The organism is Pseudoalteromonas sp. T1lg24 (assembly GCF_002964745.1).
Classification (GTDB): domain Bacteria; phylum Pseudomonadota; class Gammaproteobacteria; order Enterobacterales; family Alteromonadaceae; genus Pseudoalteromonas; species Pseudoalteromonas spongiae.
In genome coordinates, this window is record NZ_PQCB01000034.1 from 254,546 (window position 1) to 271,038 (window position 16,493).

The 16,493-nt window shown below is 41.8% G+C and carries 15 protein-coding genes and 1 pseudogene; 11 read left to right on the forward strand and 5 right to left on the reverse strand.

Features of this window, described 5'->3' with window-relative positions:
- Positions 1–11: 11 nt before the first annotated feature.
- Genes C2M30_RS20660 through C2M30_RS20670 form a run of 3 tightly spaced genes read left to right on the forward strand, consistent with a single transcriptional unit; the run spans position 12 to position 2,472 of the window.
- Positions 12–830 (forward strand): CheR family methyltransferase, encoded by an 819-nt coding sequence (locus C2M30_RS20660; protein ID WP_105173162.1) that lies wholly within the window; start codon positions 12–14, stop codon positions 828–830.
- Complete coding sequence (gene cheD / locus C2M30_RS20665; RefSeq protein ID WP_054978219.1) at positions 827–1,435, forward strand: chemoreceptor glutamine deamidase CheD; 609 nt, start codon at positions 827–829, stop codon at positions 1,433–1,435. Before C2M30_RS20660 ends, cheD begins: the two co-directional genes overlap by 4 nt.
- Positions 1,436–1,443: 8 nt before the next feature.
- Positions 1,444–2,472, forward strand: coding sequence for a protein-glutamate methylesterase/protein-glutamine glutaminase (locus tag C2M30_RS20670; RefSeq protein ID WP_105173163.1), 1,029 nt, complete (start codon positions 1,444–1,446; stop codon positions 2,470–2,472).
- A 5-nt stretch (positions 2,473–2,477) separates the two neighbouring features.
- Here C2M30_RS20670 and C2M30_RS20675 read toward each other — a convergent pair whose 3' ends face one another.
- Positions 2,478–3,503, reverse strand: a complete 1,026-nt coding sequence (locus C2M30_RS20675; RefSeq protein WP_199775917.1) for a polysaccharide deacetylase family protein — start codon at positions 3,501–3,503, stop codon at positions 2,478–2,480.
- Here C2M30_RS20675 and C2M30_RS20680 point away from each other — a divergent pair.
- On the forward strand, positions 3,480–4,814 hold the full coding sequence (locus tag C2M30_RS20680; RefSeq protein WP_199775918.1) for an MATE family efflux transporter: 1,335 nt from the start codon (positions 3,480–3,482) through the stop codon (positions 4,812–4,814). The genes C2M30_RS20675 and C2M30_RS20680 overlap by 24 nt on opposite strands.
- Here the strand turns inward: C2M30_RS20680 and C2M30_RS21905 are convergent.
- Together C2M30_RS21905 and nfuA are read right to left on the reverse strand one after the other, a co-directional pair.
- Positions 4,768–5,040, reverse strand: a complete 273-nt coding sequence (locus tag C2M30_RS21905; protein ID WP_100914567.1) for a hypothetical protein — start codon at positions 5,038–5,040, stop codon at positions 4,768–4,770. The two genes, C2M30_RS20680 and C2M30_RS21905, sit on opposite strands and share 47 nt — an antisense overlap.
- Positions 5,033–5,608: a Fe-S biogenesis protein NfuA gene (gene nfuA, locus C2M30_RS20690; protein WP_010561515.1), complete on the reverse strand. Its 576-nt coding sequence runs from the start codon at positions 5,606–5,608 to the stop codon at positions 5,033–5,035. Before nfuA ends, C2M30_RS21905 begins: the two co-directional genes overlap by 8 nt.
- Before the next feature lie 209 nt (positions 5,609–5,817).
- Here nfuA and C2M30_RS20695 point away from each other — a divergent pair.
- A pseudogene (locus C2M30_RS20695) lies at positions 5,818–8,372 on the forward strand (M14 metallopeptidase family protein).
- 65 nt (positions 8,373–8,437) lie between these two features.
- Here C2M30_RS20695 and C2M30_RS21585 read toward each other — a convergent pair.
- Positions 8,438–8,884, reverse strand: a complete 447-nt coding sequence (locus tag C2M30_RS21585) for a ComF family protein (protein WP_158683609.1) — start codon at positions 8,882–8,884, stop codon at positions 8,438–8,440.
- 307 nt (positions 8,885–9,191) lie between these two features.
- Between C2M30_RS21585 and bioH the strand changes: the two genes are divergently transcribed.
- From bioH to C2M30_RS20715, 3 genes are all read left to right on the forward strand, one after another.
- Positions 9,192–9,932 carry a pimeloyl-ACP methyl ester esterase BioH gene (gene bioH, locus C2M30_RS20705; RefSeq protein WP_105173166.1) on the forward strand — a complete coding sequence of 247 codons (741 nt, stop codon included), beginning with the start codon at positions 9,192–9,194 and terminating at the stop codon, positions 9,930–9,932.
- Between the two features lie 102 nt (positions 9,933–10,034).
- Complete coding sequence (locus C2M30_RS20710; RefSeq protein ID WP_010561519.1) at positions 10,035–10,325, forward strand: flagellar basal body rod C-terminal domain-containing protein; 291 nt, start codon at positions 10,035–10,037, stop codon at positions 10,323–10,325.
- Between the two features lie 13 nt (positions 10,326–10,338).
- On the forward strand, positions 10,339–11,172 hold the full coding sequence (locus tag C2M30_RS20715) for a putative metalloprotease CJM1_0395 family protein (RefSeq protein WP_105173167.1): 834 nt from the start codon (positions 10,339–10,341) through the stop codon (positions 11,170–11,172).
- 200 nt (positions 11,173–11,372) lie between these two features.
- Here C2M30_RS20715 and C2M30_RS20720 read toward each other — a convergent pair whose 3' ends face one another.
- On the reverse strand, positions 11,373–13,670 hold the full coding sequence (locus tag C2M30_RS20720; RefSeq protein ID WP_105173168.1) for a Tex family protein: 2,298 nt from the start codon (positions 13,668–13,670) through the stop codon (positions 11,373–11,375).
- A gap of 156 nt (positions 13,671–13,826) precedes the next feature.
- Between C2M30_RS20720 and greB the strand changes: the two genes are divergently transcribed.
- From greB to envZ, 3 genes are all read left to right on the forward strand, one after another.
- Positions 13,827–14,333, forward strand: coding sequence for a transcription elongation factor GreB (gene greB, locus C2M30_RS20725; protein WP_100914312.1), 507 nt, complete (start codon positions 13,827–13,829; stop codon positions 14,331–14,333).
- A gap of 104 nt (positions 14,334–14,437) precedes the next feature.
- Positions 14,438–15,157, forward strand: a complete 720-nt coding sequence (gene ompR, locus C2M30_RS20730) for an osmolarity response regulator transcription factor OmpR (protein ID WP_010561523.1) — start codon at positions 14,438–14,440, stop codon at positions 15,155–15,157.
- Between the two features lie 19 nt (positions 15,158–15,176).
- Positions 15,177–16,484 (forward strand): two-component system sensor histidine kinase EnvZ, encoded by a 1,308-nt coding sequence (gene envZ, locus C2M30_RS20735; RefSeq protein WP_010561524.1) that lies wholly within the window; start codon positions 15,177–15,179, stop codon positions 16,482–16,484.
- Positions 16,485–16,493: the final 9 nt, after the last annotated feature.

Genomic DNA, 16,493 nt, shown 5'->3' on the forward strand with positions numbered 1-16,493 from the left:
TAGGAGTCATTGTGGCGAAGGAATTTCTGCTAACAGATCAAGAGTTTGAGTTGATCGCGAAAATGGTTTATGAAGCCTGTGGTATTGTGCTTGGTAGCCATAAACGCGAGATGGTTTATTCTCGTTTGGCGCGCCGTATTCGTGCATTAAATTTGGCAAGTTTTGCACAGTATATTACTTACCTTGATCAGCATAAACGCGACGAGTTCAGTCATTTTATTAATGCAATTACCACCAATTTAACGTCATTTTTTCGTGAACCGTACCATTTCGATTTTTTGCGTGAAACGCTTATTCCTCAAATTCTTGAACGCAATAAAAGCTCAAGGCGAGTAAGAATATGGTCTGCGGGCTGTTCGACAGGTGAAGAGCCTTATACGATAGCGATGACTTTGGCTGATAAGTTTCCGTCTAATTGGGATGTAAAGATACTAGCAACGGACTTAGATTCAAATGTACTGGCGAAAGCAAGCGCAGGTGAATACGCAGAAAACTCAATTACAGGTTTAGATAATGGCTTAAAAAAACGTTTTTTTCTGCGCAATAAGCAAAGTGGCCTGTTTAAAGTGAGGCCTGAATTGAGAGACAAAATTTACTTTAAGCGACTTAACTTATTACAAGAGTGGCCTATGAAAGGTGAATTTGACGTGATCTTTTGTCGTAATGTTGTGATCTACTTTGATCAGCCAACAAAAGAACTGTTATTTCAACGCTATGCTGCTCAGCTATGTTCGCAAGGGCATTTATTTTTAGGCCATTCAGAAAGTATGAATAAGACACAAACGGAATTTGTAGCGCTTGGTAAAACCATGTACAGGAAGGCACTTTGAACGAGAATTTTAAGCAGTGCCTAAACGGCTTTGAAAACATAAAACGTTATTGGGATAGAGGCCGTGACGCCGTTGTCGCGAAAATTTTACCCGGCGAAGTGTATGTTACTAAACAAAATGAATTAATTTCTACGGTGCTGGGCTCGTGTATATCAGCATGTGTTTATGACTACAAAATGGGGATAGGCGGCATGAATCACTTTATGCTTCCGGCAAATAATAATGCGAGCATTGATAGTCTAAGCTGTCGCTATGGTAACTGGGCGATGGAGTTTTTGATTAATGAAATTATTAAAAACGGTGGCAATCGCGATAACTTTAAAATTAAAATTTTTGGTGGTGGTAAGATAATTCGCGGAATGGGCGACATTGGCGAAGGTAACATTATATTTGTGTCGCAATTTTTAAAAAATGAAGGACTGCAAGTTGAGTCCCATGATGTTGGTGGGCCTTGGCCGCGAAAAGTGCTGTTTAATCCCACTACAGGCAAAGCACAGGTAAAAAAACTTCGAAGTATGCATAACGATACAATTCAACAACGTGAATTTAAATATCTTCACGAAATTGAAGAGCAAGATACGCATACTGATATCGAGCTATTTTAGGAATTAAGATGATCAGGGTTTTAGTAGTTGATGACTCACCATTGATTCGAGCGGTACTGACTGAGGTCTTACAGCAAGCACAGGATATTGAAGTAATTGGTACGGCAAATGATCCGTATCAAGCAAGGGATCTGATTAAAAAACTTAATCCAGATGTGCTAACGCTCGATGTAGAAATGCCAAAAATGGACGGCGTGAGTTTTTTAAAAAACTTGATGCGACTAAGGCCAATGCCAGTTGTGATGATTTCGACCTTAACTCAGCAAGGCGCACCGATTACGCTTGAATGCTTAGAGTTAGGAGCCGTTGACTTTGTTGCTAAACCAACACAACAAGTTGGCGACAAACTGCATGGTTACGCGCAAACCTTACACGAAAAAATAAGAGCGGCAGCAAAAGCTCGTGTACGAGCGATAAAACCCGTAACTCCCCCTGTGGCGAGTGTGGCTACGGGCACGTTTGATAATACTAAGCTGGTGGCAATTGGTGCATCAACCGGTGGCACTGAGGCAATTAAAGAAGTGTTAACAGGCTTGCCTGACAATTTCCCACCGATTGTTATTACTCAGCATATTCCACCTGTTTTTTCAGCCTCGTTTGCAGAGCGTATGGATCGTTCAGTCGCGTTAACGGTTAAAGAGGCGGAAGATGATGAGGAAATTAAGCCTAATCATGTTTATATCGCACCTGGCGATTACCACTTAGCAATAATTAGCAAAGGTACGAAGCTGATGTGTAAAGTAGTTCAGTCTGCGCCTGTTAATCGTCATCGCCCAGCTGTCGATGTGTTGTTTAAATCAATTGCTAAATTAAATTTGGGTAAAAAAGTGTGCGCGTCGTTACTTACCGGCATGGGGGCTGATGGTGCCGCAGGTTTGTTAAAGCTAAAAGAGTGTGATGCGTATACTTTAGCGCAAGATGAGGCGTCGAGCGTGGTTTGGGGTATGCCACGCGCTGCAGTCGATTTGGACGCAGCGCAAAAAGTTCTTAGTTTAGATTCGGTTGCAAATGAAATTGCAAATTGGGCAAAAAAATAACCGTGCTATTTAGCAATCACGAAAGGGTGAGATAACCAGTAAAATCGGCCCGCTTTAGATTTACTTGGCGCAGTACAATTGTAACGCGAACGTCCTTTGTTTAGCTCACCTTCACTTTGCACAGTAACTTCATTTTCACTTTGCCAAGTAATTTTGGCTGTGTTACCGCTGATAAAACAATTGAATTGTGAATTGTTAAAGTCTTTTTCGGTAAAGGTTAATTCGAGTACTGGTGTTGTGTTGGTTGTAACCGATTGTGCTTTTAGGTTAAATGAAAACGGCAGACTTGCGATTTTTGTTTTTAACGTGTCTAAATTGGCATAGAACCCTGATGCCGGAAAGCGCGGCACGCGCGTTAAGTCGGTATTTAATCCAACAGCGCCTGAATGCTGACCAATACCAACATAGCCTAACTCTTTTACTAACGTTTGTAATTCACGATTAAACTCACCATAGGGATACGCGACATACTTAAAGTTGTGGCCAATCTCCTGCTTAATACGTTGTTCAGAATGCGTAATATCCTTACGTATTCTCTCTCGCCATTGCGCTAGTGACTCGTTATCTTCGCGAATATGCAAGTAATCGTGCTTTGCGCTGTGGTTTGCAATGTATGCACCTTCTTTTGTCAGTGCTTTTAGCTGCGGCCACGTCATCACATAGCTTTTACCTTCATCTATCAGTTGTGGGTTTACAAAAATGGTATAGGGATAGTTAAAGCGCTTTAAAATGGGGGCAGCTTGCGTGAAGTTATTAATAAATCCATCGTCAAATGTGAGTGCAACTGTTTTGTCAGGTATACTCTTTTGCTCTTTAACTGCTTCAATAATGTGCTGAAGTGGAACAACACTATAATTATTATCTTTTAAATAACTTAAGTGGGCGCTGAATTCACTTTCAGATAGGCTTGTCACACGTGGTAAAGTTTCTGATACATGGTGATATTGTAAAATCACAGCGGCATTAGCAAACGTAAAATAACAGATTAACCATAATCCAATAAATAAATGAAAAACTTTTTTACTCGTCATAAATCGTTCCATGTTGGGCTGCTAGTACTTGCTTGGCCGATGATTGTATCAAACATTAGTGTACCACTTCTCGGTTTGGTAGATACAGGTGTAATCGGCCACCTCAGTGACGCTAGCTTTTTAGCCGGCGTGGCACTTGGCAGCATGGTTATCAATTTACTTTTCTGGCTCGCTGGTTTTTTACGTATGAGCACAACCGGCTTGGTTGCACAGGCTTACGGCAAAGACAGTAAAAATGGTTTGCTGCAAGAGCTAAAGCGCGCAGCACTATTTGCATTCGCTGTTGCGCTATTGTTACTAGCAATAAGCCCTGTGATTAGCCATTTTATGGGACTGTTTTTGTCGGGCAGTGATGCCGCGATAAAGCACGCACAAACGTATTTTAATATTCGTATTTTTAGCGCACCTGCTGCATTACTCAATATGGTGTTATTGGCGTGGATGTTAGGCACGCAATACAGTAAAGGCACGTTAATGATCGTGCTGGTGACTAATATCGCCAATATTGTTCTCGATATTGTATTTGTAGTTGGTTTTGACTGGCAGGTTGAAGGTGCTGCACTTGCTTCGGTATGCGCCGATTACATTGGTTTAATAGCTGCTGTGTTGTTGCTCAAAGCACGTTTTGCTAAGCATGGATTATCGTTCTCCGCGCTTATGAAAACATCACTCGACGGCCTAACTAGTGCGCTTAAGTTAAATCGAGATATCTTTATTCGTTCACTGTTTTTGCAGCTTTGCTTTGCCTTTATGACTTACTATGGCGGTTTCTTAGGGGATGCAACGCTTGCTGCAAATGCTGTATTACTTAACTTCTTATTGTTAGTAAGTTTCGCGTTAGATGGTATTGCCTATGCTGTAGAAGCTAAAGTGGGTCAAGCGAAAGGGCGCAAAAAGGCGCAAGCAATTCATCTTTGGGTTGTTATCGGGCGCTTTTGGGCCTTTATATTTGCTTGCTTATACAGCGTAATGTTTTTGCTGCTAGGTAGCTGGATTATCAGTATGTTAACCGACCTGCCGAATGTCTTGGCGACTGCCGAGAAGTTTTTAATTTGGTCTATTATTTTACCGCCAATCGCTAGTTTTTGCTTTTTGTATGATGGCGTATTTGTTGGCTTAACCAGAGCAAAAGAAATGCGTAATACCATGATTTTTTCAGCACTAGTTGGCTTTGCGGGAGTATTTGCCGTTAGCTACCCTTTGGGTAATCACGGGCTATGGCTGGCTATGACGTGTTTTATGGCGTTAAGAGGATTAACGCTGGCTAAAAAATATCACGATTTTTGGCGCTCTCGTCAGCTTTTGCAATAACTTGTGAAAAGCGATTAGCAAAAATACCTAAATAGCCGTAAATGGCAAAGTACAGCGCGATAGGTAGTAGAACAAGCCCTGCTATTTGAAAATAATGACTGTTGAAGTAGCCATAAACAATTAAGCTGGCAGCAATAACAAACAAGCCTAAACCGCTGAAAAAGCGTTTTAGGCTTGTTTTAGGTTCTTGACCTAGTCGGTAGACTAGATGTTTGAATTTAGTAATATGAATGCTCGCCAGACTGGTGTTCAGTAATATCACGTACACCTGTGATTTCATCAAACTTAGCAACCATTTGCGTTTCAATGCCATCTTTAAGTGTTACATCGATCATTGAACAGCCGTTACAACCACCTCCAAACTGGACTACGGCAATACCGTCTTTGGTGATTTCTACTAAGTTAACCTGACCACCGTGATTCGCTAGTTGTGGGTTAATTTCTGTTTCAATCATATGTTGCACACGCTCTTGCAGTGACGCGTCATCACTTAGCTTTTTCGCTTTTGCGTTTGGTGCTTTAAGTGTTAGTTGCGAGCCCATTTTGTCAGTAACAAAATCAATATCGGCTTCTTCTAAAAACGGTGCGCTTTCTTCGTCAACAACGGCATCGAATCCATTAAATGGTAACTTAATGTCCGTTTCTTCAACGGCATCTGCCGGACAATATGACACGCCACACTCGGCTTGTGTTGTACCTGGGTTAACCACAAAAACGCGAATGTTAGTGCCTTCAGCTTGATCTGCTAGCAGTTTGGCAAAGTGGCTTTGTGCTGCCTCAGAAATGGTAATCATAATTCGACCTATACCTGACTAATTTACTCGGTTTTTAGTATATCACTTTTTTGCTTTGCTAAAATAGTAGGGCAAGTTGAAAAGGTTTTAACTTATCTTATTTTTTTGCTGCTTCAACTTAAAGCTGTAGGTTTGCGTAGTAAACATTGTTACTGTGAATATGCATAAAAATGCAATAAATATAACTAACCTATCATTATGGCATCACTATGAAAAAGCTGTCCTTTTTTTTAATAACAGCCTGTTTGGCACTGTTTAGCTGTATCAGTTCAGCAAAGAACTTAAACTTTTATTTTGACGATAATATTCGTTTCGATCCTTCTATTCCTACGCCAGAGTCTGTGCTGGGTTATCAGGTAGGCGATTGGCATGTTCGCCATGATCAGCTTGTTAGCTACATGAAATTGTTAGCTGAAAAAAGTGAGCGCATCAACATTGAGGTGATTGGTTACAGCCATGAACAACGTCCGTTATTATTGTTAACGATTGCTAACCCAACACACTTAAATAACATTGAAACTGTGCGTAAACAGCACTTAGCGCAATCAATCGAAGGTGCAACAATCAATGCTGATGCACCTGTAATCACGTGGATGGGCTATAGTGTGCATGGCAACGAAGCCAGTGGCAGTAATGCTGCGTTATTAGTTGCCTATTACCTTGCTGCAGCGCAAGGTGAAAAAATTGATCGCTTATTAGACGAAACAGTTATTTTGTTAGATCCTGCATTAAACCCAGATGGATTAGCGCGATTTGCACAGTGGGTGAATAGTCACAAAGGCAAAAACTTAGTCGCAGATGAAAACCACAGAGAGCACAATGAAGCGTGGCCGAGCGGCAGAACAAATCACTATTTTACAGACTTAAATCGAGATTGGTTGTTGCTTCAGCACCCAGAGTCGCAGGCGCGTATTGCTAAGTATCATCAATGGATGCCTCATGTATTAACTGACTTTCATGAAATGGGTCCACACAGCACTTATTTTTTCCAACCGGGTATTCCATCGCGTAAGTTTCCACTTACTCCTGAGCAAAATGTAGAACTAACAAAAGAAATAGCGACCTTTCACGCAGCCGCATTAGATCAACAAGGTGAGCTGTACTTTACCGAGGAAAGCTTTGATGACTTTTATATTGGTAAGGGTTCTACCTATCCAGATATTCACGGCACCATTGGTATTTTGTTTGAGCAAGGCAGTGCACGAGGCCACAAGCATGAAACTATCAATGGTGTACGCGAGTTTTATGATGCAGTAAAAAACCAATTAACGACTTCTTTATCTACTTTTGATGCGGTTGTATCGGGCAAGCAAGGCTTGCTGTCTTACCAGCAGAAGTTTTATCAAGATACCGCAAAGCTTGCGAAAAAAGATAAAGTAAAAGGTTATGTAGTTGCAGCTGGTAACGACAAGTCACGGTATGAGTTATTTTTGTCGCTATTGCAGCAGCATCAGATTAAGGCATACCCGCTTAGTAAAGACGTTAGCGTTAACAAGCAAGATTTCTCAGCTAATAGCAGTGTTTATATTCCGCTAAATCAGCCTCAATATCGCTTAATTAAAGGCGCGTTTTTAGAACAAACAAGCTTTAATGATAATACCTTTTATGATGTTTCAGGTTGGAACTTAGCGCATTCATTTAACCTTGAATTTTCTGCTGTAACCTCAACCCGCGGTATTAAATACCAAGACGTGTGGCAGCCAGCTAATCAAACTGAAAACCAGAACCTAGCTTCAAGCTATGCATTTGCCTTTGAATGGAACGATTATCTAGCGCCTAAGCTGCTATCACAGCTACAGCAAAACGGTGTTATTGCTCGAGCGGCAATGAAGCCATTTACCGCATCTACTGCAAATGGTGAACAACGCTTTGCTGCTGGCGCAATTATTATCGCCAAGGGTCTGCAACAAGATGCTGATGGTTTAACAAAGTTCAGCAATTAGCTAGCAATTCACCGGTAAAAGTACATCAAATATCATCGGGATTAACAGCGCAAGGTGTTGATATTGGTTCGCGCAATATCATGCCGTTAAAAACACCAAAAGTATTACTATTAGGCGGTAAAGGTACCAGCCAATATGAAGTAGGTGAAGTTTGGTATTACCTTGACCGTTACTTAGATATTGCCGCGACTTTGGTTGATTTAGACCGTTTGGAACGCATTGATTTAGCATCTTATACCCATGTTATTTTGACCAATGGCAGTTTTTCGACTGTAAATGCAAAAATGGTTGAAAAGCTAAAGTATTGGGTGCAACACGGTGGTGTAATTTGGGGTCATAAATCGGGCGCTAAATTCTTAGCGGACAAAGGTATTTTGAAAGCCGAATATCTTTCAAGCAATGACATGGCAAAAGCTTTTCCAACCGATAATTTGAGTTACGCTGATAAAGATAGTTACCATGGTGATAAACGAATCGCAGGTGCTATCTTTAACGCGAATATCGATTTAAGCCACCCATTAAGCTTCTCATTTGAGCGTGGCACATTGCCAGTATTTAAAAATAGCACCTTTGTTTTAAAGCCAAGTGAAAAGCCGTTTGTAAATGTTGCAACCTACACTAAAACACCGCTATTAGCGGGTTTTAGTCATGAGTTAAACAACCAGCAAATAGCTGGTGCCGGGGTTTTAATGGCGCATAACTATGGTAAGGGCAAAGTGATTGCAATGTCAGATAACCCAGTGTTTCGTAGTTATTGGTATGGCACAAGCCGTCTATTAAGTAATGCTATTTTCTTTGGTCATGCGATTGATGCTAAATAACGTACGTTACTAAAAGTGTCTATTTAAAAGGCGTCTTGGACGCCTTTTTTGTTTACTGGATGAACTTAACTAGGTTTAGCTGGATCGCTAATCGCAAACACCCAAACTGACACCTGTTTCACCCCAGCGCTTTTTAACAACCTTGCAATTTCATTAACCGTATAACCTGTCGTTATGATGTCATCAACAATTGCCACATGTTGATATTGGTGTGTGAGCTCACAGCTAAACGCCCCTTTTATATTGGTTTTACGAGCGCGTTTATTTAGTTCGCTTTGCGGCTTAGTGCGTTTGACGCGGGTAATGGATTGGGTATCAACCGCAATACCGGTACGTTGCCAAATTTCCTCACTTTGATTGAAACCACGAACAACGCGCCGCTGCCAATGCAATGAAACTGGCATTAGCACATCAGGTGTTTGCCAATTTTGTTCTGCTTGAGCATCTTTTAATTGCGCTTTAATTAACTGATGTAATGCCGCTTTGTACGTTAGTTGTTTATTAAATTTCATGCCTTTTAGCCAAGCTGAAACCGGATGTTGATACCAACAGACTGCAAAAAGTGAGTCAAATGTAGGGTTGGGTATTAGTTTGTTGATATCTGGGCGGTGAAGTAGATTTGCTGAGCTTTTAAAATTTAACCGTGCAATATCAGACAGACATATGCGGCAAATTTTTGCCGGAGATCGAACCGGTTGACGGCAACACACACATAAATTCGGTAATGCCCAATTGAAAAGTCGGTAACAGTAATTCATATAGGATTTCCATATCGCTAACTGTTAGTATAGCGGCAAAAATTTAAAGTGAGGGCAAAGCATGGCTGATGTAGTTCTACTGCATGGTTGGGGCATGAATAAAGGTATTTGGCAGTTACAAAAAGATGCACTTGAGGCGCAAAGTAACCATACGATACATACTTTGAATTTACCTGGTTTTGGCGGTAATCAATTTAGCGATTCTGTGTATGATCTAGAGTGTGTTGCAAGGCAACTAGCCACAGATATTGTAGACCAGTCTGTGTTGGTTGCTTGGTCTTTATCAGGTCTTATTGCGTTAAAAATTGCTGCGCTTTTCCCACATAAAGTAAAGAAAATAGTGTTGGTTGCTTCAACTCCATTTTTTGCAAGTAGTGAACAGTGGCGTGGTATTGACGACAAGGTGTTAGACACGTTTATGGCGCAATTGAGCACCAATCACCAAAAAACGGTAGAACGATTTTTGGCAATTCAGGCGATGGGAAGTGAGCATGCAAAGCAAGACATTAAGCAAATAAAAGCCCTGCTTGCTGAATACCCAGCGGCGCAAGAGATCGCGTTATCAGGAGGTTTAGCTATTTTGAAAAATGCAGATTTGAGAGAGCTTTTTGCGCAACTTCCTTTGCCTATCTCTGGTATTTTTGGCCGTCTTGACTCCCTTGTGCCAGTTAAAGCTGTCGCAAAAATGCAGCAACTTAACCCTCAATTTGAGGCAGATATTCTAGCTAAAGCATCTCATGCACCTTTTATTTCTCACCCGCAAGAATTTACTAACTTATTGTTATCTCATATAGAAAGTTAAAACATTTCCAGGGCGGCAATTTATTGCCGCTTTAACTTTATTTTGATGGAATTTTGAGCGATAATAAAGCTATCACTATTCTTTATGAATAAAGGAGTGTTTATGGACGTTTCAAACAACTTGGGGTCTGCATTTAATGCTGGCTTACAAGGCCTGCAAAGTGCTTCTGATGGTATTACTGAGTCTTCAGCAAATATTGCACGTGCGCAAACGGAACGAGAAGTTGAACGCGCCGAGCCAGCACCAGAAACGCGTGAAGCGCAAAGCCCGCCAGTTAATGTAACTAACGAGCTAGTTAACCTTAGAGTTGAACAATTTAATGCGCAGGCAAATACCCGTTCAATTCAAACGGCTGACGAGGTGTTGGGCACGTTAATTGATGTAAGAGTTTAGCTCAGCAAAATAAATGAACATCGTAACTACTTATCCAAACATTAGCTTAAACACGGCTAATGTACATACTGAAACAGCGCGACGTGATAATCAGTTGCGCGAATTAGTTACGCCTGTAAAGCAAGCAGAAGCTGCCGCTGCAAATTCTCGCCTCGCAGCGGATCAAGATAAAACACGTCAACCTGGCAGCAGCCAAATTGAAAACCAAGACGCGCTCGAAAATAAATCCGAAGACATCACTAAAGTAAGTGAAAAAAAGCAAGATCAGGATCAGCAAGAGCAGCAAAGTAAGCAACAAGAGCAAGAGAAGCAAAAACAGCTTGAACAAGTAGAGGCACAAGCACTTTCTCAGCTCAAGCAAAGAGATCGCGAAGTTAAAGCACACGAGCAAGCACATGCGGCAGTGGGTGGTCAGTATGCTGGTAGCCCAAGTTACGAATATGAGCGTGGTAGCGATGGCAACAATTATGCAGTTGCGGGTGAAGTGCCGATTGATGTAAGCGAAGTACCTAACGACCCGCAGGCAACCATAGACAAAATGCAGCAAGTACGCGCTGCAGCATTAGCCCCACAAGAACCGTCAGGAGCGGATCGCTCGATTGCTGCTGAAGCAAATCAGAAAATGAGCGAAGCGCGAGCTGATTTGAATGCTGAGCTGAGTACGTTTTTTGATAAAAACGAAGAAAACTCAGATACAGAGGCTGATGATGGCGAGGCTAAGCAAACTAACTACGATTTTAGTGAGCGTCGTGATTCTGAAGTTAATCAGCGAGCAGAGCGCATCGCTAAATTCTATCAGGCTGCAACGTCGCCGTTTGAACGGCCTAACTTAGCAAGCTATGCATAAATAAAAAAACCGCACACTGTGCGGTTTTTTTTTATGATTGTGTTTATAACAATTCGGCAGCGCTTGATTGGGTTTTCTGCTGTGTTATCGGCTGACTAACATAGAATAACTATGCCACGCAGCCTCTGCCTTGTATAAACCCCAATCAAACTGCTGCAAAAACGAACTTGAAAGATCAACAGCACGTAGTTTAAATCACGTTATTTCTTTAGCTTTGCGAATGCTTCAGCAAATGCGTTACCCATAGCAGCATTATTATTTTGCTTAGGCTTTGCTTTTTTTGTTGTAGCTTGCGCTGGTTTATTCGCTTTTGGTTTAGCAGCTGGTGCTTTCTCACGCACTTCTTCGTCTAGGCGCATCGTAAAGCTGATACGTTTGCGTTCGACATCTACTTCAAGCACTTTTACTTTTACAATATCGCCTGCTTTTACCACTTCACGTGGGTCTGAAACAAACTTGTTTGTTAATGATGAAATATGCACTAAGCCGTCTTGGTGTACGCCCACATCGACGAAGGCGCCAAAGTTTGCAACGTTTGATACAACACCTTCTAAAACCATACCTGGCTTGAGATCTGCGATTGTTTCAACACCTTCTTTAAAGCTTGCTGTTTTGAATTCTGGACGAGGATCGCGACCCGGTTTATCAAGTTCAGCTAAAATATCGCTGATGGTTGGTAGGCCAAACTTATCCGTAACAAAGTCTTGTGGTGAAAGTGATTTTAGTAAACCTGAATTACCAATGAGTTCTGCCACTGAAACATCCGCCTTTGCAGCGATACTCTTCACAATCTCATACGCTTCAGGGTGAACAGCAGAGCTATCTAGAGGATCTTTACCTTGGTTAATGCGTAAGAAACCAGCAGATTGCTCAAATGCTTTAGGACCAAGGCGTTCAACTTTCTTAAGCTCTTTACGTGAATTAAACGTACCGTTTTGGTCGCGGTAGCTAACAATATTTTGCGCAAGGGTTTTGTTTAAGCCTGCAACACGTGTTAATAGTTGTGCTGATGCCATGTTTACATCTACACCAACGGCGTTTACACAGTCCTCAACAACAGCTGTTAGGCTTTGGCCTAATTGGCTTTGTGATACATCGTGCTGGTACTGACCAACACCAATTGCTTTCGGCTCAATTTTAACAAGTTCAGCAAGAGGGTCTTGTAAACGACGCGCAATAGAAACCGCACCACGAATAGATACGTCTAGATTTGGAAATTCTTCCGCTGCGACTTCAGATGCTGAGTAAACCGATGCGCCAGCTTCGCTGACCATAACTTTGCTCATTTTTAGGTCGGCTTCTTGTTTTAACAGTTCGGCAATTAACTTGTCACTCTCACGTGATGCAGTACCGTTACCAATAGCAATAAGCTCAACTTTATGTTGGCGGCATAACTGGCTTAGTGTGCGCAGTGACTTATCCCAATGATTTTGCGGGGCATGTGGGTAGATTGTTACGTTATCGAGCAGCTTGCCGGTTTTATCTACCACCGCAACTTTACAACCTGTACGTAAACCAGGATCAAGACCTAACGTGGTTTTTGCACCTGCTGGCGCAGCCATTAATAAATCATTTAGGTTCTTAGCAAAGACATCAATTGCACCTTGCTCCGCAACTTCCCTAATTTTACCTAAAAACTCGTTTTCTAAGTGAAGTGCTAATTTAATTTTCCAGGTCCATTGCGCCACTTGCTTAAGCCATGGGCTCGCTAGTACGTCTAACTTATAATGATCGGCGATAATACGAACGCACTCAGCGTTGCCATCTTCTAAGCTTGGATCAGGATTAATTGTTAGGCTGATAATGCCTTCATTACGCGCACGCAGCATTGCTAATGCTCGGTGTGACGGTACACGGCTTAAGGCTTCGCTGTGTTCAAAGTAATCTTGATATTTGGCGCCGTCTTTTTCTTTGCCAGCAATCACTCTGCTTTCAATAAACGCATGTTTTTGTAGCATGCTTCTTAACTTAGCAAGCAATTTTGCATCTTCCGCAAAACGCTCCATTAAGATAAATTTAGCACCATCAAGAGCGGCTTTGCTGTCTTCAATGCCTTTTTCAGGGTTAATAAAGTCAGTTGCTGTTACTTCTGGGTCAAGCATTGGGTTATCTAATAATTGATTTGCCAGCGGCTCAAGACCTGCCTCAATGGCAATTTGCCCTTTAGTACGGCGTTTTGGTTTATAAGGCAAGTAAAGATCTTCCAGCTCTGTTTTACTGGTTGCCTTATCGATGTCGGCCTTTAACTCAGCACTTAGCTTATCTTGTCCTTCAATGGTCTTAAGAATAAATGAGCGACGTTCTTCTAACTCACGAAGATAACCAAGGCGCTGTTCAAGTAAACGCAGTTGGCCATCATCTAAACCACCGGTAACTTCCTTTCTATATCGAGCAATAAATGGAACGGTTGCTCCATCGTCTAATAATTGTGTTGCAGCAGTCACTTGCTGTACTGAGGCGTTTAGCTCGTGAGCTAATTGATTAGCAATAGCGTTCATTAAAAACCTTTAAATCGGTAAAAAGTGGGTGGTTTGTAATTTTGAGAGACCACACCAGAAAATTTGTTTTATATATATTGCCTATAGATCTTGTATCTAAACTTAAATTTTTCAATCATAAGCAATAAATAAATTACCACACCTAGTTATTTAACTATGAGAAAACCACCTAAGCAGGTATTTCCTAAGCGTTCCAATTATATTACACGTAGCGGCTATGATGAACTAGAAAGGGAATTACGTTACTTATGGAAAGAAGAGCGTCCAAGAGTAACACAAGCCGTATCGGAAGCAGCAGCATTAGGCGACCGTTCGGAAAACGCTGAATACATTTATGGTAAAAAGCGATTGCGTGAAATTGACCGCCGCGTACGCTTTTTAACCAAGCGTCTAGAACAAGTGAATATTGTTTATCCCAAGCCTGAACAAGCAGGAAAAGTGTTTTTTGGTGCCCGTGTCGAAGTGGAAGATGAAGAAGGTAATACCTTTAACTATCAGGTCGTTGGGCCAGACGAGTTTGATGTGAAAAATGGCAAAATTAGCATCGATTCACCCTTTGCTCGTGCTATGTTAGGTAAACAAGTTGATGATGAGTTTGAATTTAAAAATGCTGAGGGTGAAGCATTATTTTTTATTAATGCCATTACTTATGATGCATCATAGTAAGAGTTTGTAATACCTAGTAACACTCTTCCTTTACCTAATTGTCAAAAAAGTATTTATAGTAGGCTATATTGCCAAAGAAAAAATAACAGAAGAATGAAATCATGGGACAAGAAACAACAAAAATACTAGTAGTCGATGATGACATGCGTTTACGCAGCTTACTTGAGCGCTATTTAGTAGAACAGGGCTTTATTGTGCGCTCTGCGGCAAACTCGGAGCAAATGGACCGCTTAATTGAACGAGAAAACTTTCATTTAATGGTATTGGACCTGATGCTACCGGGCGAAGATGGTTTATCGATTTGCCGTCGTTTACGCCAAAAAGAAAATGACATCCCAATTGTTATGCTTACGGCAAAAGGCGATGAAGTTGATCGTATTATTGGTTTAGAGCTTGGCGCTGATGACTATATCCCTAAGCCGTTTAACCCGCGTGAACTACTTGCACGTATTAAAGCTATTTTACGTCGTCGTGCCAGTGATGTACCAGGCGCGCCTTCGGCTGAAGAAAACGAAATACGCTTTGGCCAGTTTTCATTAAACTTAGCAACACGCGAAATGAGTAAAGGCGATGAAACAGTGTCGCTTACCAGTGGTGAGTTTGCAGTATTGAAAGCCTTAGTTTCACATCCTCGCGAACCGCTAAGCCGTGATAAATTAATGAACTTAGCACGTGGTCGTGATTACAGTGCATTAGAGCGTAGTATCGATGTGCAAGTATCTCGATTACGCCGCATGATTGAAGAAGACGCTGCTAATCCGCGTTACATTCAAACCGTATGGGGCTTAGGCTACGTATTTGTGCCAGATGGCAAAGAATAACCACAGCTAAGCTAACATTATGCGTATTTTTCCGCGCAGTGCATTTGGTCAAACCGTTTTTTTGGTTGGTGCACTGCTGCTTATCAATCAAATCGTATCTTATATTTCGGTTACGCTTTACGTTGTAAAGCCTTCTATCGAGCAAGTTAACTTAATGCTGGCGAAACAAGTTCGCACGGTATTTATTGGTCATCAAGATGGTGTGGAAATGTCGGATGAAGTTGCGGAGCAATTTTATTTGGCGACTGGCGTTGAGATGATGAGCGAACGTGAAGCGATGCGACACGGCTTAGAACAAGCCAGCGAATATCCTTATTTGTCTCGGGTGATGTCTGAATATTTGCAGGGTGAGGCGCGTGTACGCATTAGTCAGACCGATATTCTTGTGTATTGGGTTGAGCCACCACAAGCGCCAGGCTACTGGGTTAAAATTCCGTTAGTCGGTTTTCAAGAGGCGAATGTAAAAGTACTGACTTTCTACCTCGCCTTTATCGGTGTGTTAAGCGTGTTAGGCGGTTGGCTATTTGCAAGTCACTTAAACCGTCCTCTAAAGGCAATGCAAAAAGCGGCCAATAAGGTAGAAGTGGGTGATTATTCGAGCCAACTTCCCGAGCTAGGTTCAATTGAAATGATTGAAGTAACGCGTGCTTTTAACCAAATGTCACGTGGCCTTGCTGCAGTAGAAGAAGATCGTAGGCTGTTAATGGCCGGTGTTTCCCATGATTTACGCACACCATTAACACGTATTCGTCTTGCAACAGAAATGATGTCGGAACATGAAGATTACTTACGAGAAGGCATCATTACCGATATCGAAGATATGAATGCGATTATCGATCAGTTTATTGAGTATCTACGCAATCATAAGCTAAGTGATTTAGCGCCAGACGATATAAATGCGCTTGTTTCGGAAGTGGTTGCATCGGAACAAAAGCAAGGCCGAGAAATTAGCTTTAGTGCTAACGAAGCGTTACCAAATATTCCAATAAGCCATGTTGCCATGAAGCGCGTAATCACCAATATGATTGAAAATGCGCTGCGCTATAGCGAAGAGGATGTCACCGTTGTGACTCAGTACTCTGCGAATAAAGAGTATGTTGAGATCCTTGTGCAAGACAAAGGCCCAGGTATTCCTGAACACGAGTTAGAGCGAGTGTTTCAGCCGTTTACCCAAGGCGATCAGGCGCGCGGTAGTGAGGGAAGTGGCTTAGGACTTGCAATTATTAAGCGCATTGTCGATATGCATCAAGGAAAAGTAACACTGCGCAATCGTGCTGAGGGCGGTTTAGAAGCAAAGGTTAGCTTGCGAGTTCATTTAACAAACTAACCTTATGGT

What these genes read in the sequence shown, in the direction of transcription:
- C2M30_RS20670 (WP_105173163.1), top strand. Translation starts at nt 1,444, where the DNA reads ATGATCAGGGTTTTAGTAGTTGATGACTCACCATTGATTCGAGCGGTA.
- C2M30_RS20680 (WP_199775918.1), top strand. Translation starts at nt 3,480, where the DNA reads ATGAAAAACTTTTTTACTCGTCATAAATCGTTCCATGTTGGGCTGCTA.
- C2M30_RS20675 (WP_199775917.1), bottom strand. Translation starts at nt 3,503, where the DNA reads ATGACGAGTAAAAAAGTTTTTCATTTATTTATTGGATTATGGTTAATC.
- nfuA (WP_010561515.1), bottom strand. Translation starts at nt 5,608, where the DNA reads ATGATTACCATTTCTGAGGCAGCACAAAGCCACTTTGCCAAACTGCTA.
- C2M30_RS21585 (WP_158683609.1), bottom strand. Translation starts at nt 8,884, where the DNA reads ATGAAATTTAATAAACAACTAACGTACAAAGCGGCATTACATCAGTTA.
- bioH (WP_105173166.1), top strand. Translation starts at nt 9,192, where the DNA reads ATGGCTGATGTAGTTCTACTGCATGGTTGGGGCATGAATAAAGGTATT.
- C2M30_RS20710 (WP_010561519.1), top strand. Translation starts at nt 10,035, where the DNA reads ATGGACGTTTCAAACAACTTGGGGTCTGCATTTAATGCTGGCTTACAA.
- C2M30_RS20715 (WP_105173167.1), top strand. Translation starts at nt 10,339, where the DNA reads ATGAACATCGTAACTACTTATCCAAACATTAGCTTAAACACGGCTAAT.
- C2M30_RS20720 (WP_105173168.1), bottom strand. Translation starts at nt 13,670, where the DNA reads ATGAACGCTATTGCTAATCAATTAGCTCACGAGCTAAACGCCTCAGTA.
- greB (WP_100914312.1), top strand. Translation starts at nt 13,827, where the DNA reads ATGAGAAAACCACCTAAGCAGGTATTTCCTAAGCGTTCCAATTATATT.
- ompR (WP_010561523.1), top strand. Translation starts at nt 14,438, where the DNA reads ATGGGACAAGAAACAACAAAAATACTAGTAGTCGATGATGACATGCGT.
- envZ (WP_010561524.1), top strand. Translation starts at nt 15,177, where the DNA reads ATGCGTATTTTTCCGCGCAGTGCATTTGGTCAAACCGTTTTTTTGGTT.